We start from the raw sequence: 19895 nt of genomic DNA, 5'->3' as shown, positions 1-19895 counted from the left end.
TAATACTGTGTCACGGCGTCGCGTGGAATATACGTTCCCACAAGGCACTGACGTTTTTGGCGTGCTGTGCCGCTTTCTCCGGCGCCACCCGCGACTGGTCCTGGCCCTGCAGGCGCAACTGGTGCTGCCAGCGCCGCATGTCGCGGTAAGCGTCGGCAACCGCGCCTGCCAGGACGGCATCCACCAGGCCCAGCTGGCCGGCCAGGTGCAGCAGGGCGATATTGCCGATGTTGCCGGTCAGCTCGGGGTACTGTGCCGAATGCTGCAAGACCAGGTATTGCACGATGAACTCGATGTCGATCATGCCGCCCTCATCCTGCTTGAGGTCGAACAGCTCGCTGCGGTTGGGGCGCGCGTCGCGCATTTTCTGGCGCATGGCCAGCACTTCCTGTTTCAGCGCGGCGGCGTCGGGACGTTCCTTGCGCAGCACCTGGCAGCGGATCTGTTCGAAGCGCTCGCCGATCGCGGCGTCGCCGGCGCAGAAGCGGGCGCGCGTCAGGGCCTGGTGCTCCCACAGCCAGGCCGAGGCGTGCTGGTATTTCTCGAACGAGCCGACGCTGGACACCAGCATGCCGCTGGCGCCATCGGGCCGCAGCGCGGTGTCGATGTCGAACAGGATGCCGGCCGAGGTGTGCGAGGTCATCCAGGTAATGAAGCGCTGCGCCAGCTTGGCGTACAGGCCGGGCGCGTCCTGGTCTTCGTCGTCGAACAGGAAGATGACGTCGAGGTCGGACACATAGCCCAGTTCCTTGCCGCCCAGCTTGCCATAGGCGATGACGGCGAACTTCGGCACTTCCAGGTGGCGCTTGGCGATGGTCTGCCAGGCGGCCTTGATCACGGCGGCGACGATCACGTCGGCCAGGGCGCTCAGGTGGTCGGCCAGTTTTTCCACCGTCAGCGAGCCGGCCAGGTCTTGCGCCAGCAGGTGGAACAGCTGGGCGTGGTGCACTTCGCGCAGGATGTCGAGCTGGCGCTCGGTGTCGCCGGGCGCGGTGGCCAGCTGGCGCTCCAGTTCGGCGGCGGCGGCGGCCGGGTCGAAGGTGGCGCTCAGGATGCGGTCGTCCAGCAATTCGTCCAGCAGGATCGGGTGCTGGGTCAGGAATTTGGCGGCCCAGCCGCTGGCGTGCATCATGGTGATCACGCGTTCCAGCGTGTGCGGGTACTCGGTCAGCAGCGACAGGTAGGATGAGCGGCGCGAAATCGCTTCCAGGAAGTCGAGCAGGCGGCCCAGTGTGCCGAGCTTGGTGCCGGCGCTATTGCGTTCGGCGGCGCGCGCAATCTGGGGCAGGGCGGCGTTGACCAGCGCGACCAGGCGCTGGCGGCTGGCGTCGGGCAGGCTGGCCAGCTTGGGCGCCTGCCAGGTGGCGATCAGGCGCTGCGCGGCGGCGGCCGGGTCGTCGTAGCCCAGGCTGGCAAAGCGCGCTTCGATGGCTTCGCGGTTGTCGGGGTCGGCGCATTCATTGCTGGTGGCGGGATCGACGTCGTCGTTGCCGTTGCCATTCTTGTCGGCGAAGATGGCGTCGAACTGCTCCGCCACGTATTGGCGGTGGGCGTCCATGTCGGCCATCAGGGTCGCCACGTCGGGCAGGCCCATCATCTGCGCCACGGCCAGGCGGTCGGTGTCGTTGGGCGGCAAGGTGTGGGTCTGGGCGTCGTCGATGTATTGCAGGCGGTGCTCGAGGTTGCGCAGGAAGGTGTAGGCGTCCATCAGGCGCGCCACCACCTCGGGCGACAGCAGGGCTTTTTCCGGCAGCAGGCGCAGGGTGCCGCGCGTGGAGCGGCCGCGCAGCTGCGGGTCGCGGCCGCCGCGGATCAACTGGAACACCTGGGCCAGGAATTCGATTTCGCGGATGCCGCCGCGGCCCAGCTTGACGTTGTGGCTGCGCTCGGGATGCAGCCGCTCCTGGCGCGCCACTTCGGCGCGGATCTGGGCGTGCATCGAGCGGATGGCGTCGATCACGCCGAAGTCGAGGTAGCGGCGGAAGCAGAATGGACGCACGATGGCGTCCAGCGCGGCGATGTCTTCGGCGCGGCCGGTCACGGCGCGCGCCTTGACCCAGGCGTAGCGCTCCCATTCGCGGCCCTGCACGATCAGGTAGTTCTCCACCATGCCCAGGCTGGCGGCCAGCGGGCCGGAGGCGCCGTTCGGGCGCAGCGCCATGTCGACGCGGAAGGTGAAGCCGTCTTCGGTGATTTCGGAAATCGCGGCGATCAGCTGCTTGCCGAGGCGGACAAAGTATTCGTGGTTGGACAGCTGGCGCTGGCCGGGACCGGCCGCCGTCTCGCCGTCTTCCGGGTAGACGAAGATCAGGTCGATATCGGACGAGACGTTCAGCTCGCCGCCGCCGCCTTTGCCCATCGACAGCACCATCAACACTTGTTCCGTCCCTGTTTCGTGGCCGATCGGTACCCCGTGGTTGGCGCGCATGGCGGCGTCCAGTTCGGCCAGGTGGCGGGTGATGGCAAAGTCGGCCAGGCGCGTCATGGTGGTGACCACTTCGTCCAGGTCGGCCTTGCCCTCCAGGTCGCGCCGGATCAGGGCGGCCAGCACCAGGTTGCGCAGGCGGCGCATGCCGCGCTGCAGCGGCAGCTCCCCCTGTTCGCTTGCCAAAACATCAGCAAAATCCAGCGAGGCAAGCGATAATTGCGCTAGGGAATCAACTTTAGCCTGGCGGGATGGATCGGCAGCCAGCCAGCGCTGGTAGAAGCGGGACGCGGAAACGAGGGCGGAAGTGCTCATTGACAGGTGTTAGATAGTGTAAAAACGCTGCAAAACCATGCCTATTGGAACATAGATTGAAGAGACGGTGCGGTAAAATGCTGTATTGATAAGGGCCTGGCTTGAGTGTATTGAAGGACAACCTGGTAGAGCAGATCGAGGCAGTCGAGGCCCCGCTGAAAGAGCGCTGGCATCGCCTGCAGGCCGCCTATCGCTTTTGGAACCTGGCCACGCACCATGTGCTCGGTTTCACCGTCAAGCTGGTGCTGCTGCTGTACTTCGCCTTCACCATCCTGTTCTTGTCGCTGCGCTGGGTGGTCCTGCCGAATATCGACCACTACAAGCCCGATATCGAGCGCCTGGCCACCCAGGCGGTCGGCAAGCCGGTCACCATCGCCCGCATTTACGCTTCCTGGAAGGGCCTGCGCCCGCAACTGATCCTGGGCGATGTGGTCATGCGCGACGCGCGCGGCCAGCAGGCCCTGCTCCTGCCAAGCGTGTCGGCCACGCTGTCGTGGTGGAGCGTGCCGGCCGGCGGCCTGCGCTTTGAATCGCTGGAATTCCACCGGCCCGAGGTGGACGTGCGGCGCGACGTGGACGGCAAGCTGTACGCGGCCGGCATGTTCATCGATCTCGACCGCAAGGGCGATGGCCGCAGCGCCGACTGGCTGCTGGCGCAGCGCGAAGTGGCGGTGCGCGATGGCCGCATCACCTGGACCGACCTGCAGCGCGGCGCGCCGCCGCTGCAGCTGGACAACGTTACCGCCCTGATGCTGAACAAGTGGCGCCGCCACCAGTTCGCCTTCAAGGCCACGCCGCCGGCCGCCATGGCCGCGCCGCTCGATGTGCGGGCCGATTTCAGCCACCCGGCGTTTTCCCGTATTTCCGAAGTCAAATTGTGGAAGGGCGAGCTGTACGCCCAGCTGAGCCGCGCCGACCTGGCGGCCTGGAAGCCTTACCTGCCGGGCAAGCTGGACGTGCAGTCGGCGCGCGGCGGCGTACGCGCCTGGCTGGCGGTCGACCATGCGCGCCCGACCGCCATTACCGCCGATGTGGTGCTGGACGACGTGGTGGCCACGCTGGGCAAGGATTTGCCGCAGCTGGACGTGGCTTCGCTGCGCGGCCGCGTGTCCGCCAGCGAGGAACGCGCCGCCACCCTGGTGCCGACTTCCTCCGCGCCGGCGGCGGTGACGCGCAGCATGGAACTGAAGGACTTTTCGCTGCGCACCCGCGACGGTGTCGAGCTGGCGCCCACCAGCGCTTCGGCGCGCCATGTGATGGCGGCCAATGCGCCGACCTGGACCGAGGTGAAGGCGTCGGCGCTGGACTTGACCATCCTGTCCGAGCTGGCGACCCGCCTGCCGCTGCCGCAGGCGCAGCGCAAGCTGCTGGCCGATGCGGCGCCGCGCGGCCGCGTGCGCAACCTGGTGGCGGAGTGGCGCGGTCCGCTGTCCACCGCCAAGGACTACAAGCTGCGCGCCGACCTGGAAGCGCTGGGCATGGAAGCACTGGCCGCCCGTCCCGCCGTACCGCGCGGGCCCAAGGTGCTGCCGATCCCGGCGCTGCCGAACATTCCCGGCTTCGACAAGCTGAGCGGTCATGTGGAGGCCGGCCAGCAGGGCGGCAGCGTGGCGCTGGACGCGCCCGGCTTTACCTTGTCCATGCCGGCCTGGTTCGACGATGCGCCGATGGTGTTCGAACAGTTCAAACTGAACGGCAGCTGGTCGCTGGCCGACGCCAAACAGCTGGCCGTCAAACTGGAGCAGCTGGACCTGGTGCAGGACGGCATGAAGCTCAAGCTGGCCGGCAGCCACGTGCTGCCGCGCGGCCCGGGCGCGAAGGGCCCCGGCACGTCCGACTTCACCGGCAGCCTCGATAATTTCACCATCAACCGTATCGGCCACTACCTGCCGAAGCAGACGCCGGAGCATACCCGCCACTGGCTGGTCGGCGCGCTGGAAGACGGCATGCTGCGCGACACCACGCTGCGCCTGCGCGGCGACCTGTCCCACTTCCCGTTCCAGGAAGGCACGCCGGACAAGGCGCGCGGCGAATTCCGCATCGCCGGCCGCATCGTCGATGGCCGCCTGAATTACGAGCCGGGCCATTTCGCCAAGGACGGCAAGAGCCCGGTCTGGCCGATCCTGGAAAAGGTGCGCGGCAGCATCGCCTTCGACCGCAGCAGCATGGTGATCAAGGCCGACACCGCGCGCACGGCCGGCCTGGCCCTGAGCAATGTGAAGGCGGTGATCGCCGACCTGTACCACCACGACAGCCTGCTTGATATCGACGGCACCGCCGCCGGCCCGATGCAGGACTTCCTCAAGTACGTGGCGGCCAGCCCGGTGCTGGAGTGGATCGGCCACTTTACCGACGAAACCACGGCCAGCGCCAACGCCCGCCTGGGCCTGAAACTGCACCTGCCGCTGGCGCGCCTGGTCGAGTCGAAAGTGCAGGGCACGCTGCAATTGCAGGGCAACGATATCGTGTTGTGGCACGACATGCCGACTGTGGCCGGCGCCACCGGCAAGATCGAATTCAATGAAAAAGGCGTCAACCTGAACAACCTGGGCGGCAGTTTGCTGGGCGGCCCGCTGACGGTGACCGGCGGCAGCCAGAAGGATGGCAGCATCCAGGTGCGCATCGGCGGCACGGCGACGGTGGACGGCTTGCGCAAGCAGTATCCGTCGGCGGCCATGCAGCGCCTGGCCAACCACTTGGGCGGCAGCGCCAAATTCAGCGGCCTGATCACGGCGCGCGACCACAAGTACGAAGTGGTGGTGGACTCCACCATGCAGGGCGCCAGCCTGGACTTCCCGGCGCCGCTGAAAAAAACGGCGGCCGATGCCATGCCGGTGCATTTCCAGCTGAACGGCCTGGGCACCGACACGGCCGGCGTGGCGCGCGACGACATCCGCATCACGCTGGGCCAGGCTTACGCGGCGCGCTACCACCGCCAGCGCGTCAACAAGGGCCCGTGGAAGCTGGTGAACGGCGGTATCGGCGTGAATGTGCCGGCGCCGGAGCCGGACAGCGGCCTGATGATCAACGCCAGCCTGAAGTCGCTCAACGTCGACCACTGGATCGAACTGGCCAGCGAGATCGCCGGCGCGGCGCCCGCCACGCCGGCCGCGCCGGGCGCGCCCGAGAGCGCCGACGTCTCGCAATACGTGGTGCCGGAAACCATGGCGGCGCGCGCCACCGAGCTGATCGTCGGCGAACGCAAGCTGGATAACGTCGTGGTGGGCACCACGCACAGCAAGGGCGTGTGGCAGGCCAGCATCGATTCGCAGCAGGCGGTCGGCTACGTGACCTGGAACGAGTCGGCCACCGGCAAGGGCGTCGGCAAGGTCACCGCGCGCCTGTCGTCGCTGGTCATCCCCGAATCGCAGGCGGGCGAGGTGAAGGACCTGCTGGAAAGCTCGACCACCTCGCCGACCATCCCGGCGCTGGATATCGAAGTGGAGCGCCTGGAATGGTTCAACAAGCCGCTGGGCCAGCTTGAACTGCACGCCTATAACGCCCTGATCACGTCGGCGCGCGAGTGGCGCATCAGCAAGCTGTCGCTGGCCAATGCCGACGGCGAGCTGCACGGCACCGGGCGCTGGCAGACCAAGGATGGCCAGCACAATACCTCGCTGAACTTCAATATGGACATCCACAACGCCGGCAAGCTACTGGAGCGCTTCGGCTTTGCCGATACCCTGCGCAACGGCAAGGGCAAGCTGAGCGGCGATGTCAGCTGGAAGGGCTTGCCTTACCACATGGATTTGCCAAGCCTGTCGGGCTCGCTGGCGCTGAATGTGGAGAAGGGCCAGTTCCTGAAGCAGGACCCGGGCGCGGCCAAGCTGCTCGGCGTGCTGAGCCTGCAAGCCTTGCCGCGCCTGCTGAAACTGGACTTCAACGACGTGTTCTCGGAAGGCTTGCAGTTCGACGGCATTACCGCCAACGCCACCATCAACCGTGGCATCGCAAAAACCGAGAACCTGAAGATGCACGGGGTGCAGGCCACCGTGCTGATGGACGGCACCGCCGACATCGCCAATGAATCGACCAACTTGCATGTGGTGGTGATCCCGCAGGTCAACCTGGGTACCGCGCCGCTGGTGTATGCGCTGGCGGTAAACCCGGTGATCGGCCTGGGCAGCTATCTGGCGCAGCTGTTCCTGAGCGCGCCGGTGATGAAGGCGCTGACCTACCAGATGCAGGTGACCGGGCCGTGGAAGGCCCCTGTCATCACCAAACTAGAGAACCCGAAGGAGCCGACACCATGACCAAAGTAGCTGCAGTCCAGATGGTTTCCACCCCTGTCGTGGAAGAGAATATCGCCACCGCGCGCCGTCTGGTCGGCGAGGCCGCCGCCAAGGGCGCCAAGCTGGTGCTGCTGCCCGAATACTGGGCCATCATGGGCATGAGCGACAGCGACAAGGTGGCCAAGGCGGAACCGCTGGGCCAGGGCCCGATCCAGGACTTCATGACGGCCATGGCGCGCGAGCATGGCATCTGGCTGCTGGGCGGCACGCTGACGCTGGCGTCCGACGATCCTGAGCGTGTCATCAATACCACGCTGGTTTACGATCCGCAGGGCAAGCATGTTGGCCGTTACGACAAGATCCACCTGTTCGGCTTCACCAAGGGCTCCGAGTCCTACGACGAAGCGCGCACCATCGTGCCGGGCAAGACGGTTGGCACCGTGGAAACGGCGGTGGGCAAGGTCGGCATGTCGGTCTGCTACGACCTGCGCTTCCCAGAGCTGTACCGTGCCATGGGCCCGCTCGACCTGATCGTCGTGCCGGCCGCCTTTACCTACACGACTGGCAAGGCGCACTGGGAAATCCTGCTGCGCGCACGCGCCATCGAAAACCAGTGCTACGTGCTGGCGGCGGCGCAGGGCGGCACCCACGTCAACGGCCGCCGCACCTGGGGCCATTCGATGCTGATCGACCCATGGGGCGAAATCAAGGCCGTGCTGGCGGAAGGCGAGGGCGTGATAGCGGGCGAACTCGATCCGCAGTTTGTCCACGGCGTGCGCGAAAGCCTGCCTGCGCTGAAGCACCGAATCCTCTAAAATCCGGTTAAGAGCCAACTAAAAGAATTTTTCTAATATGAAACCATTCGACCCCAACCTGACTGCCATGGCGGCCGCCAAAGATATCCTGCTGACGCCATTTGGCCTGGACGAAGGCAAGCTGCTGAAAGCACTGGGCAGCATGTTCACGCATAAGGTCGACTACGCCGACCTGTACTTCCAGTTCACCAAGAACGAGGGCTGGAGCCTGGAAGAGGGCATCGTGAAAACCGGTTCGTTCTCGATCGACCAGGGTGTCGGTGTGCGCGCCGTGTCGGGCGACAAGACCGCCTTCTCCTACTCCGATGAGATTTCCGAATCCGCGCTGCTGGATGCGGCGGCTGCCACGCGCACTATCGCGCGCGCCGGCGCCGGCAAGATCAAGGTGGCCGGCAAGATGACGCCGGTGGGCGGCCGTTCGCTGTACATGCCGCATGACCCGCTGGTGTCGCTGGATGCGGCGTCCAAGGTCAAGCTGCTGGAGCGCGTGGAGAAGATGGCGCGCGCCAAGGACCCGCGCGTGGTGCAGGTGATGGCTGGCCTGGCCGGCGAATACGATGTGGTGCTGGTGGTGCGCAGCGACGGCGTGCTGGCGGCCGATATCCGTCCGCTGGTGCGCGTATCGGTGACCGTGATCGTGGAACAGGATGGCCGCCGCGAAGTCGGTTCCTCCGGCGGCGGCGGGCGCTATGACTATGGCTACTTCACCGATGCGCTGCTGGACCAGTACGCGACTGACGCGGTCAAGTCGGCGCTGGTGAACCTGGATTCGCGTCCGGCGCCGGCAGGCCCGATGACTGTGGTGCTGGGCCCTGGCTGGCCGGGCATCCTGCTGCACGAGGCGATCGGCCACGGCCTGGAGGGTGACTTCAACCGAAAGGGTTCTTCGACCTTCTCCGGCCGCATCGGCGACCGCGTGGCGGCCAAGGGCGTGACCGTGGTCGACGATGGCACGCTGGCGAACCGCCGCGGCTCGCTGAACATCGACGACGAGGGCAACCCGACCCAGTGCACCACGCTGATCGAGGACGGCATCCTGAAGGGCTATATCCAGGACACCATGAATGCGCGCCTGATGAAGATGAACGTGACCGGCAACGCGCGCCGCGAATCGTTCGCGCACCTGCCGATGCCGCGCATGACCAACACCTACATGCTGGGCGGCGACAAGGACCCGGGCGAGATCCTGGCTTCGGTGAAGAACGGCATCTACGCCGTGAATTTCGGCGGCGGCCAGGTCGATATCACCAACGGCAAGTTCGTGTTCTCGGCATCCGAGGCGTACATGATCGAGGACGGCAAGGTCACCTATCCTGTGAAGGGTGCGACCCTGATCGGCAATGGTCCGGACGTGATGAACCGCATCACCATGATCGGCAACGATATGAAACTGGATCCGGGCGTGGGTGTGTGCGGCAAGGAAGGCCAGAGCGTGCCGGTCGGCGTCGGCCAGCCGACCTTGCGCCTGGACGGCGTGACGGTGGGGGGCACCGCCTGAACCGGGTAAAATAGCGGGTTTTTTTGCCGGGATACGAAAATCACATGAGCTCTTCGAACAATAAACCCTTCGTGATTGGTGTCGCAGGCGGCAGTGGCAGTGGCAAGTCCACTGTCACGCGCGAGGTGCTGAAGTCTTTTGGTTCGGAGGTGGTGTCGGTCGTCCTGCAGGACGACTACTACCTCGACCAGACCCATATGGCTCCCGAAGACCGGCGCAAGGTCAACTACGACCATCCGGATGCGTTCGACTGGCCGCTGATGATCGAACACGTGCGGAAGCTGCGCGAGGGGCAGTCGATTGAGATGCCGGTGTATGACTTTTCGATCGATAACCGGACCACCCAGACCATCACGGTCAAGCCGGCGCCAGTGATCGTGATCGAGGGCTTGTTCGCGCTGTACGATGCGGACCTGCGCAAGCAGATGTCGCTGAAAATTTTCGTGGATACCGCGGCGGACGTGCGCTTTATCCGTCGCCTGCAGCGCGATATCGCCGAACGTGGCCGCAGCACGGAGAGCGTGATCAACCAGTACATGGAGACGGTGCGGCCGATGTACAAACAGTTCATCGAGCCGACCAAGCGCAATGCGCACGTGATCCTGCCGCATGGCGCCAATGGGCCGGCGGTGGATATCATCACCACCAAGGTTGCCAGCCTGATCCAGGGCCTCTAAAAACTGTAGGCGGCGCGCAGGTACAGCGCGCGCCCAATCGGATCGGCATAGCGCGCGTCATACCCCTTCTGGAACAAGGTGCCCTGGTTGGTGAACGGGGGATCCTTGTCGAACAGGTTCTTCACGCCGCCAGTCAGCGTCAGCCCCTTCCAGCCGGTATAGGTGGCTGACACATTCCACAGCTGGTAAGAGTCCACCTCATTGAAATACTGCGCCTCCACCAGGTTCTGGTCGGTGTAGCCGGTCTTATAGTTCTGCGACAAGGTGGCGCTCCAGCTGCCGCCGCGCCAGGTCAGCGCCGCGTTGTGGCGCCAGCGCAGGATCGGGCCGTTGTCGCCGTAGGTGGCGACGTTCTGGGTATAGGCGCCATCGCGCTCGTTCTGGTACTCATAGCTGTGCACCCAGGTGCCGTCGAGCGTCAAGGTGAAGGAGCCATACGCGGTGCGGCCCGTGCTCAAAGTCGCGCTGAGGTCCACGCCATCGGTCTTCACCCGCCCCAGGTTCTCGTTCAAATCCAGGATCGCATTCGGCGAACCATCCGGGAAGCGCAGGAAGCGGTCCTTGTACTTGGCGTAGTTGCCGTAAATGGTCTGCTCCGGCAGCGCGCCGATCTTGTCCTTCAGCTTGATGTTCCAGTAGTCCAGCGCGATGGTCGTGTTGCGCATCGCCTCGAACACTACGCCGGCCGCGAAGGTCTTCGATTTCTCCGGCGTCAGCGCTGGGTTGCCGCCCTGTAGCTTGAACTGCTGCAGGTCGCAATCGCGCAGCGGGTTGGCGCCTGGCTGCGGCACGCCGCCCGGGCACAGGATCGGATCGTCGTAGGAATTGCTGGTGTCGTTGCGCGACTGCGGCGCATTTTTCTCGAACAGCGTCGGCGCGCGGAAACCGGTGGAGGCCGAGCCGCGCAGCAGCAAGCGCTGGTGTGGCTGGTAGCGCACGCCCAGCTTTGGATTGGTGGTGCTGCCCGCATCGCTGTAATGGTCGTAACGCACGGCCGCCTGCACATCCAGGTCTTTGACCAGCGGCAGGCTGAGTTCACCGTACAAAGCCTTCACATTGCGCGAGCCGCTCTTGGACTGCGAGCCGGACAGGCCAGAGCTGGCGGCCTGGCCCGCGATGTCGCGGTTCACATTGAAGTCGGCGTCTTCCTTGCGCCACTCGGCACCCACCGCCATTGCCATGGCGCCGCCTGCCAGCTGCATCAGTTCGCGCGACGCTTTCGCATCCAGCGTGGTCGATGTGTTCTTCGCATCCTGCACCTTGCCGCGCAGCGCGACACTGGCCAGGTATGCGCGTCCGGCCGCGTTCTGCAAGCCGAAGGGATTCAGGATGCCGTGGCGCACCCCGGCCGCGAAGCCGCTGTCTTGCACATAGCCGCCAGTCAGGTTTTCCGCCGACTTGCTGATGGAGTGATTCAGGCCGGTCTTGTAATCCCAGCCGGCAGCAATGCCTTCCAGCGCGGCCACGAAGCGGTCGCCTTCGCCCTTCGAAAAGATCTGGCGCTGGCCCGCTTCGATGGGGCGCCAGTTGACCGACAGCGGCTCGCCGGACAGTCCGGGCTGGGCCGGTACGCCGCCGGCATTGCCAGGATAGTAGGGGCTGCTTTTCGGAAGCTCCAGGCCGGTCTGCGGCGGCGGCGCGGTGCGCGACGTCACGTCGTTTCGCGAATGCAGGTATTCCAGGCTGGCCGTGGTGACGGCATCCAGCTTGGCGGCGGCCTTGCCGAAGAAGACCACGCGGTCCTGCTTGGGCAGGTTATCGATCTGGCGCGTGTAGTCCTGGCGGCAGGTGCCGTTTGATACGCGCGGGATCGACAGCGGCGGCAGGCAGCCGGTGGCGAAACCGGGATTGCCGGTCGCTTCGCTGACCGGGTCGAAGTAGTTGCCGGGGAAGGTGGTGCCGGAAGTGCCATCGGCCACGCTCAGGCCGCGCTCCGGGATCACGCCGGTTTTCGAAAACTCGCGCTGCTGCGAAGTCAGCACGTCCTGCCGTTGCCAGTCCAGTACGCCCATCAGGTTCCAGCCATCGCGATCGAGCGAGCCCTGGCCCATGACGATGTTGGCGCGCCGCTCTGTGCCGCCGTCCTTGCGCGGCCGCAGGGTTTCGGCCGTGAGGGTGGTGCCGATGACCGAGCGGCGCGTGATGAAGTTGATCACGCCGCCAATCGCATCGGTACCGTAGATGGCGGAAGCACCGTCGCGCAGCACTTCCACCCGTTCCAGTGCGGCCACCGGAATCACGTTCAGGTCGACGCTGGCGCCGTCATACGGATGGTTGGCGATGCGGCGTCCGTTCAGCAGCACCAGGGTCTTGTCGCCGCCCAGGCCGCGCAGGTCGGCCACCGCCTGGCCGCCGGTCGGCAGGCCGCTCAGGTTGCCGCCCACGACATTGCCGGCGCCCATGCCGGACTGGTTGGCGGGAATGCGCTCCAGCACCTCCTGTGCCGTGGTCAGCCCTTGCTTCACGAATTCTTCGGCTTTGAAAACCGAAAGCGGCTGGGACGTTTCCGATACCAGCCGCTTGATGGAGGAACCCGTGACTTCGACGCGGATCATTTTTTCTTCAGGAACTTGCTCCTGTGCAATTGCTGGCAAGGAGGCGAGGGCACTGATTGCTACCAGGATGGAACGCGTCATCGATTTCTCCCAGGAAGTTGTCCTGATTTTGGGAGGTAACGCGGAGAAATGCAATCTGTTGCATTAACAGTGCTGCTTGCATTAGTACATAACTGTTGCTATAGTGGGTCGAAATTTACGGAACTCGACAATGCGTCTGCACTTCTTTACCGGCTTTTTTTACTTTAGCAATTCCAACCCAAAGGCGGTGGAGTAGCGGCCGGTTCACGTAGCAGCAAAAACGAGATCCCAGCAGATACCAAAACAAACCGCCAGAAATGGCGGTTTTTTTTTACTCAATTTTATTCAAGCCCCAGGAGAAACCATCATGCAACGCACCGACGACCTGCGCATTCGTGAAATGAAGGAGCTGACGCCTCCGTCGCACCTGATTCGCGAATTTCCCTGCACCGAAGCGGCTTCCCAGACCGCATCCGATGCGCGCATCGCCCTGCATCGCATCCTGCACGGCCAGGATGACCGGCTGATGGTGGTGATCGGCCCGTGCTCGATCCACGATCCGAAGGCTGCCATGGAGTATGCGCGCCGCCTGGCGCCGGTACGCGAGCGCCTGAAGGGCGACCTGGAAATCGTGATGCGCGTCTACTTCGAAAAGCCGCGCACCACCGTGGGCTGGAAGGGCATGATCAACGACCCTTATATGGACAACAGCTTCCGCATCAACGACGGCCTGCGCATGGCGCGCGAGCTGCTGCGCGATATCAACGAGCTGGGCCTGCCGGCCGGTACCGAATTCCTGGACGTGATCAGCCCGCAGTACATTGCGGACCTGATTTCCTGGGGCGCGATCGGCGCGCGCACCACCGAGTCGCAAGTGCACCGCGAGCTGGCGTCCGGCCTGTCGTGCCCGGTGGGCTTCAAGAACGGTACCGATGGCAATACCAAGATTGCGGTGGAGGCGATCAAGGCGGCTTCGCAGCCGCACCACTTCCTGTCGGTGACCAAGGGCGGCCACTCGGCCATCGTGTCGACCAACGGCAATGAGGATTGCCACATCATCCTGCGCGGCGGCAAGACGCCGAACTATGATGCGGCCAATGTGGAAGAGGCGTGCAAGGCGATTGCGGCGCAGGGATTGGCGGCGCGCCTGATGATTGATGCTTCGCACGCGAATTCCTCGAAGAAGCCTGAGAACCAGGTGCCGGTGTGCGCCGATATCGCTGGGCAGGTGGCGGGAGGCGATACCCGTATCGTCGGCGTGATGGTGGAGTCGCACCTGGTGGCGGGCCGCCAGGACCTGGTGCCGGGCAAGGAGCTGACCTACGGCCAGTCGATTACCGATGGCTGCATCGATTGGGAGACCAGCGTTGCGGTGCTGGAAAATCTCGCCGAGGCGGTGCGCTCGCGCCGCCTGAAAGGCGAATGATTCATGGTGTCTGACCCATAGGGTCAGACACCAGTAACATCAGAACTTGTAGCTGGCGCTCAGGTAGAACTGGCGGCCCAGTGCCGACGAGTACGATGGGTTGTAGCCCACCTGGTGCGAGCCGGTGTTCCGCAGGGTGAACGGCGGATTGCGGTCGAACATATTGATGATGCCGCCGGTGAGTTCCAGGTTCTTCTGCAGGCGGTAAGCCGTCTGCAGGTCAAACGTGGTGTAGCTCGGCACCTGCAGGGGGATGCCGTAGCATTCGCCTGGCTGGCCAGCCACGATCACGGCGCAGTCATCCGCAGTCTGTTCCTTGTCGGTGTAACCGTTGCGGTAGCTCGCGCTCAGGGTGTGGGTCCACTGTGCCTTCTCCCAGCTGGTCGAGGCACGCACCACGTGGCGGAACGATACCTTGTCGTTCGAGCCGTAGCGGTTCAGGCTGGTTTCCCACTGGTCGTCCGTACCCGGCGTGGTGTAGCGCGAACGCATCAGGTAAGTACCGGCCAGGCGGCTGGTCAGCTTGCCGTCGTACAGCTTGGTCTTGTGCGTGAAGTCGTAGTCGATGCCACGGTTTTCCACCTTGCCGATATTGATCGGCAGCAGCTTGATCGCCAGCACGTCCGCGCCGGTCGATCCGATATGCTTGGTGGTGAACAGGCTGGCGTACTTGGCTGGATCCTTGAAGATCAGGCCTTCGGAGACGGCGGTCACCTGGTCGCGGATTTCAACATTCCACAGGTCAAAGGCCATCGACAGCGAGTTGCTCGGCTCGAACACGGTGCCGATGCTCCACTGCTTGGACTTCTCCGGTTTCAGGTCTGGATTGCCGCCCTGGAAGGCTTCGAACTGCTGGCGTACCACGCCGTTGCAGTAGGAGGCCAGCGGGTGGCTGGTGCCGGTCAGCGGGCACTGGTAGTTGCCGCCAGTGACGCCCCAGTCTTCCAGCGGGCCGGCGATCTCCTGCATCGACGCGGCGCGGAAGCCGGTGCCGGCGGCAGCGCGGAACAGCAGGTTTTTGGCGGCGGTGTACTTGGCGCTCAGCTTCCAGGTCGCGGCGTTTTCCTTGTTACCGACTTCCTTGCCGGTCAGGTTGTTGTCGATCGCGCCGATCTGGTCGTAGCGGGCGGAGCCGGTGATTTCCAGCGCCTTGGTGACAGGCATGACCAGCTCAGCGTAGGCGCCGAAGTTGTCGCGCTCATAGCCGCTGTCCACTTGCGGGTTGTCGAACAGGATAGCGGCGTTCTTCGCCACGTCAGCCTGGTTGACCTTGTACGAGGTGTTGCGGAAGTCCGCGCCCACGCCGATCTGTGCGGTACCGCCCGGCAGCTTGAACGCTTCGCGCGAGGCGCGCGCATCGACGCCCTTCATTTCCACGGTCTGGGTGTTGTAGGTGCCGGAGAAGCCGGTACCCAACAGGGTGTCACGCATGGATTGCGGCATTTCACCGAGGCCGTAGGCGAACGGATCGATGGAGCCGGCGTCGATCGCAGCCTGGAACTTGTCGGCCAGCGGGAAGCCGCTGACGTATTTCTGGGTCTGCTTGTTCTTGGAGTAGGTCAGGGCCGAGTTCACGTCCCAGCCGGCGATGGCGCCGTCGACACCAGCCACCAGGTGGGTGGCCTTGGTGCCGTAGTCGAACACGCGGTTGCCCATTTCGTACAGGCGGTACTTGGCCACGATGGAGGTGGCGCCTTCGTCCTGCTCGGTGGTCAGGTTAGGCTTGATGTACTTGTTGTACAGGGCCGAGCCTTTGGCGATCGAGAAGTCCGCCGGGTACGGCGCGATGGAAGCGACGATCTTGGCTTCGGTGTAGGCCAGGTCGTAGAAACCGCGGAAGCCGCTGTCGCCCAGCTTCAGGCTACCGGAGGAGAACAGGGCGTTGCGTTCCGATTTCGGATTGATTTCGATGGTGGACGGGCTGTCGAAGTAGCAGTTGCCGTCGCCGTAGAAGTCGGCGTTGACCGAAGCGCACTTGCCGCCGTGGGCTAGGGCGTACGGGTTCAGGTTAACGGTCTTCTTGACCGGCTTGCCGGTCTTCGGATCGATCTCGTAGGAGTTGTAGCTGACGCCGGCATTGGCCGGCAGCGAACGCGAAGAACCGTTGATGAACTGCAGCTGCTTGCCGGTGGCTGGGTCGGTGAAGTTGACGATGCCGGTCTTGGCGAAGTCGCGCTGGGAAGCCTTCAGCTGCTTCTGTTCGTCGTGGCTGACGGAGAAGAAGACGCTGTAGCCGTCTTCGTCGATGTCGCCGAAGCCTTTGCTCAGCGACACCGCGTTGCTGGCGCCGCCGCTTGCTTCAGGGCGCGAGTACTTGGCGTTGAATTCCCAGTCGGTCGCGCCTTTTTTCAGGATGAAGTTGACCACGCCGGCAATCGCGTCGGCGCCGTACAGGGCGGAGGCGCCGTCGGTCAGCACTTCCACGCGCTCGATGGCGGACAGTGGAATGGAGTTCAGGTCGATGGTGGTGCCGGAGTTGGCCGGCGCGATACGGCGGCCGTTCAGCAGCACCAGGGTGTAGGCCGCGCCGATGTCGTGGATCGATGCGGTGGTCACGCCGCCGCCACCGCCGCCGACCGAGTCGGCCGCCACGGAGAAGCCCTGCATGGCTGGCAGTTGCTGGATGAAGTCGGTTACGGTGGAGACGCCGGACTTCTTGATATCTTTCTGGCTAAACGATTGCACAGGCAGCGAGGATTCGGCGGCAATACGCTTGATGCTCGAACCGGTGATTTCCACGCGCTGCATGGGTGCTTCCTGGGCCGCTTCCTGGGCGAAGGCGGCGATGCTGCTGATTGCCAGGCCGCCTGCGAACATGACGCGCAGGGAGCGGGACAGGGCTTTCTCAATCATCATTGCTAAACATCTCATTAATAAACTATCGGGGCCGGTATCAAACCACCGATGAGATTGCTTAGCAATGATCGCTTGCTAACTCGATACAAATCGTAACAATTAAAAGCAAAAACGGCACCGAAGTGCCGTTTTTGCAAGAACTTAAGGTTATACCCTTAGAACTTGTACTGCGCGCCCAGCTTGAAGTAGCGGCCGATAGCGCCGGAGGCGTCCATCGGGTTGTAGCTCATGCCGCCGTAGGTCAGTGGGTCCAGCGGAGCGATCTTGTCGAGCACGTTGTTGATGGAAGCGAACAGGGTCAGCTGTTTGTTCCAGTTGTAACGGGCGGACATGTCCAGGGTGGTGAAGGATGCGATCTTGCAATCCTTGGTGCCTGGCTGGCCGTTGGCCAGTTTCGATGCGCACAGGTCGCCGGCGAACAGGACGTTGTCCATGCTGTCGCGGTAGTTGACGATACCGGCCACGTTCCAGTCGTTGTAGTCCCAAGATGCGTTCAGGTTCATCTTGTTCTTAGGCGTACCGGCGCAGTTCGAGGTGTCGCAGTTGCCGTGGGTGCCGTTGAACTGGTACACGGTGGTAGCGGACTCGTGACGCTTCCACGACGCGGTGTGGGTCCAGACGAAGCCCACGGTCGCGCGGCCGTAGTCGCCCAGGCGGAGGCGCTGCTTGATGTCCAGGTCCACGCCCGAAACTTCAGTGAAGCTCGAGTTGCGGTATGGCGCCTGGGTCAGCACCAGGGTACCGGTGTTCGGGATGGCCACGCCGTTGACGATCAGGTTGTTGTCGTTGCGGATCGCGGTCGGCAGGGCAGCTGCTTCGTTGTATGGCAGCGGGTTGATCTCGTCGCTACGCTTGATCTTCCACGCATCCAGCGCCAGGCTGGTGCCGTTGAACGGATCCCACACGATACCCAGGGTCGAGCCCTTGGAGGTTTCCGGACGCAGGGCTGCGCTACCAACTTTGACTGCCGCGACCGGGATCGCGCAATCGGTGGAGGTGGCGCCGCCGGCTGCCGGGGTGCCGCCTGGGCAACGGATCGGGTCGCGCACGGTCGAAGTACCGGTCGATTGCGACAGTGGGCTGCCTTCAGCTGCGCCTGGCGCACGGAAGCCTTCGGTGTAAGTACCGCGCAGGGCGAAGGACTTAACCGGGGTCCACTTGAAGCCGGCTTTCGGGGTGGTCGAGTTGAAGTTGTCGTACTTGTCGTAACGGACAGCAGCGCTCAGCTCCACGTTTTGCACGACCGGCGCCACCAGTTCGGCGAACACTGCCGAAACCTTGCTGTCGCCGAAGGCCGCCACGTAGGACGAGTTGATCGAACCGTCGATGGAGCCGGACAGGGATGGGTTGGACAGTTTTTCGCGACGGTGTTCGCCGCCGACTGCCAGACCCAGCTTGCCGCCTGGCAGGGCCATCAGTTCACGCGAAGCGTGGAAGTCGATCACGTCCAGCTTGGTGGTCGAGTCCGAGGTCGCGTTGGTGACCATGGCTGCGTACAGCGAGGCTGGGTTCTTGTGGGCTTCCGCGCCGATGTAGTACGGGAAGTATTGCGATTTTGGATCACCCAGCGCAGCCGCCACGACCTTCATGTTCAGCATATTGCTGTAGTCCAGGTGCAGCTTGGACTTGGAGTGGGTGAAGCCAGCGTCGTAATCCCAGCCAGCGAAGGCGCCTTTTACGCCGACCACGAAGCGGTTGAACTCGTTGTTGGCCGAGCGGGTGCTTGGGCCGACGTCAAACGCCGAGTAACGGATGCGGGTGGCCGCGCCGTATGGGTTCTGCGGGTGGGTGGCAGCCATCAGCGGCAGGTTGCCGTAGTTGATGAAGCCCAGCGGGTTGGCAGCGTTTGGCGGGAAGGCCACGGTTGGGGTGACCGACGGCGGAACCAGGGTGAAGGCGGTGTCACGCTTGGAGTAGCCGGCTTCGGCATACACTTGCGTGTCGTCGTTCACTTGCCAGGTGCCGCGGGTGTACAGGTTGATCGATTCGATCTCCGGCTGCATGTCGCGGAACTGGTCCTGGTGCCACAGGCAGCCGCCGTTGGCGCCGGTCTGGTCCTTGGTTTCGCTCAAGTTTGCGCAGCCTGGCAGGCTGGTGTAAGCGGTGGTGGCTGGATTGCGGATCGAGCCGGCTGGGTTCGGCTGAGCACTGTTCAGGCCGGCGATGTAGCCGCTGGCAAACTGGGTGCCGACCGGGAAGCCGTAAGCGCGCAGGTCGCCCTTGCCGATATGGCCGCGGTCTGCACGGTCTTTGTTTTTCAGGCGGTCGGAATCGGAGAACTCGGCGTTGATGACCCAGTTGTACTTGTTCTCTTCCAGGTTGCCCTGGCCGTAGGTGATGGATGCCTTGTTCTGTTTGCCGTCGCTGTAGCGCGACATACCGGTGTCGCCTTTCAGCTGCAGGCCTTCGAAGTCCTTGCGCAGGATGATGTTGACCACGCCGGCGATCGCGTCCGCACCGTAGGTGGAGGAGGCGCCGTCTTTCAGGATCTCGATGCGTTCAACGATTTGCATCGGCACGGTGGACAGGTCGGTGAAGCTCTTCTGGCCGTCGTCGGCACGCGCGAATGGCGCCATGCGGCGGCCGTTCAGCAGCACCAGGGTCGAGGTGGCGCCCAGGCCGCGCAGGGAAATCGCGGTGGAGCCGGCGGCAAAGCCGTTGCCGAAGCCGGTCGGCAGGGAGCCGGCACCGTCAACGGTCAGGGTTTGCAGGTATTCCGCGACGGTGGATTTGCCGGACTTCATCAGGTCTTCTTTGCTGATGACCTGGATTGGCGATGCGGTTTCCTGGGTGGCGCGCTTGATGCTGGAACCGGTAACTTCAACGCGTTGCATCGGGGCGGTGTCCTGCGCGAATGCAGGCACGGCGAGGCTGGCTACCATGCCGCCGGCAACTGCCAGGCGTACGGAACGAGCCATGATTTTTTCCATCATGTTTTATTCTCCAAATTTTGTTCTCAAAACGAGCTACAGCTTTTATCAACTGCTTTGAGCGCTCCCATTGGAAAAACTATTTCCCTATAGTTTCTTCCGGGAAGCATGAGATCATTTCGGCTAACATTGCGTCAATTGAAAA

General features: G+C 63.9%; 9 protein-coding genes. 5 read left to right on the top strand and 4 right to left on the bottom strand.

Annotation, left to right across the window (positions count from 1 at the left end; translation table 11 throughout):
- Positions 1-10: 10 nt before the first annotated feature.
- Positions 11-2740, bottom strand: coding sequence for a bifunctional [glutamate--ammonia ligase]-adenylyl-L-tyrosine phosphorylase/[glutamate--ammonia-ligase] adenylyltransferase (gene glnE / locus AAHE99_RS02535; protein WP_342114098.1), 2730 nt, complete (start codon positions 2738-2740; stop codon positions 11-13).
- Between the two features lie 101 nt (positions 2741-2841).
- Here glnE and AAHE99_RS02530 point away from each other — a divergent pair, with 101 nt between their 5' ends.
- The 4 genes from AAHE99_RS02530 to udk are packed head-to-tail and all read left to right on the top strand — an operon-like array spanning position 2842 to position 9962.
- Positions 2842-6993, top strand: a complete 4152-nt coding sequence (locus AAHE99_RS02530) for a YhdP family protein (protein ID WP_342114097.1) — start codon at positions 2842-2844, stop codon at positions 6991-6993.
- Positions 6990-7787 carry a carbon-nitrogen hydrolase family protein gene (locus AAHE99_RS02525; RefSeq protein WP_342114096.1) on the top strand — a complete coding sequence of 266 codons (798 nt, stop codon included), beginning with the start codon at positions 6990-6992 and terminating at the stop codon, positions 7785-7787. The genes AAHE99_RS02530 and AAHE99_RS02525 overlap by 4 nt, the downstream gene beginning before the upstream one ends.
- Positions 7788-7824: 37 nt before the next feature.
- Positions 7825-9285: a metalloprotease TldD gene (gene tldD, locus AAHE99_RS02520; protein ID WP_342114095.1), complete on the top strand. Its 1461-nt coding sequence runs from the start codon at positions 7825-7827 to the stop codon at positions 9283-9285.
- A 44-nt stretch (positions 9286-9329) separates the two neighbouring features.
- The gene (gene udk / locus AAHE99_RS02515) at positions 9330-9962 is read left to right on the top strand and encodes a uridine kinase (RefSeq protein WP_342114094.1); all 633 of its coding nucleotides are present in this window, start codon (positions 9330-9332) and stop codon (positions 9960-9962) included.
- Here udk and AAHE99_RS02510 read toward each other — a convergent pair.
- Entirely contained in the window at positions 9959-12598 is a 2640-nt protein-coding gene (locus tag AAHE99_RS02510; protein WP_342114092.1) for a TonB-dependent receptor, read from the bottom strand. The two genes, udk and AAHE99_RS02510, sit on opposite strands and share 4 nt — an antisense overlap.
- A gap of 307 nt (positions 12599-12905) precedes the next feature.
- Here AAHE99_RS02510 and aroG point away from each other — a divergent pair, with 307 nt between their 5' ends.
- The gene (gene aroG / locus AAHE99_RS02505) at positions 12906-13964 is read left to right on the top strand and encodes a 3-deoxy-7-phosphoheptulonate synthase AroG (protein ID WP_342114088.1); all 1059 of its coding nucleotides are present in this window, start codon (positions 12906-12908) and stop codon (positions 13962-13964) included.
- A 39-nt stretch (positions 13965-14003) separates the two neighbouring features.
- Here aroG and AAHE99_RS02500 read toward each other — a convergent pair whose 3' ends face one another.
- On the bottom strand, positions 14004-16820 hold the full coding sequence (locus tag AAHE99_RS02500; RefSeq protein ID WP_342114086.1) for a TonB-dependent receptor: 2817 nt from the start codon (positions 16818-16820) through the stop codon (positions 14004-14006).
- 155 nt (positions 16821-16975) lie between these two features.
- Entirely contained in the window at positions 16976-19738 is a 2763-nt protein-coding gene (locus tag AAHE99_RS02495) for a TonB-dependent receptor (protein WP_342114084.1), read from the bottom strand.
- Between the last annotated feature and the right edge of the window lie 157 nt (positions 19739-19895).

Origin of the sequence: Pseudoduganella sp. OTU4001 (genome assembly GCF_038440195.1) — a bacterium.
Taxonomy (GTDB): domain Bacteria; phylum Pseudomonadota; class Gammaproteobacteria; order Burkholderiales; family Burkholderiaceae_D; genus Rugamonas.
The sequence above is the reverse complement of the archived record's forward strand: the minus strand, read 5'-3'. Positions and strand labels throughout refer to the sequence as shown.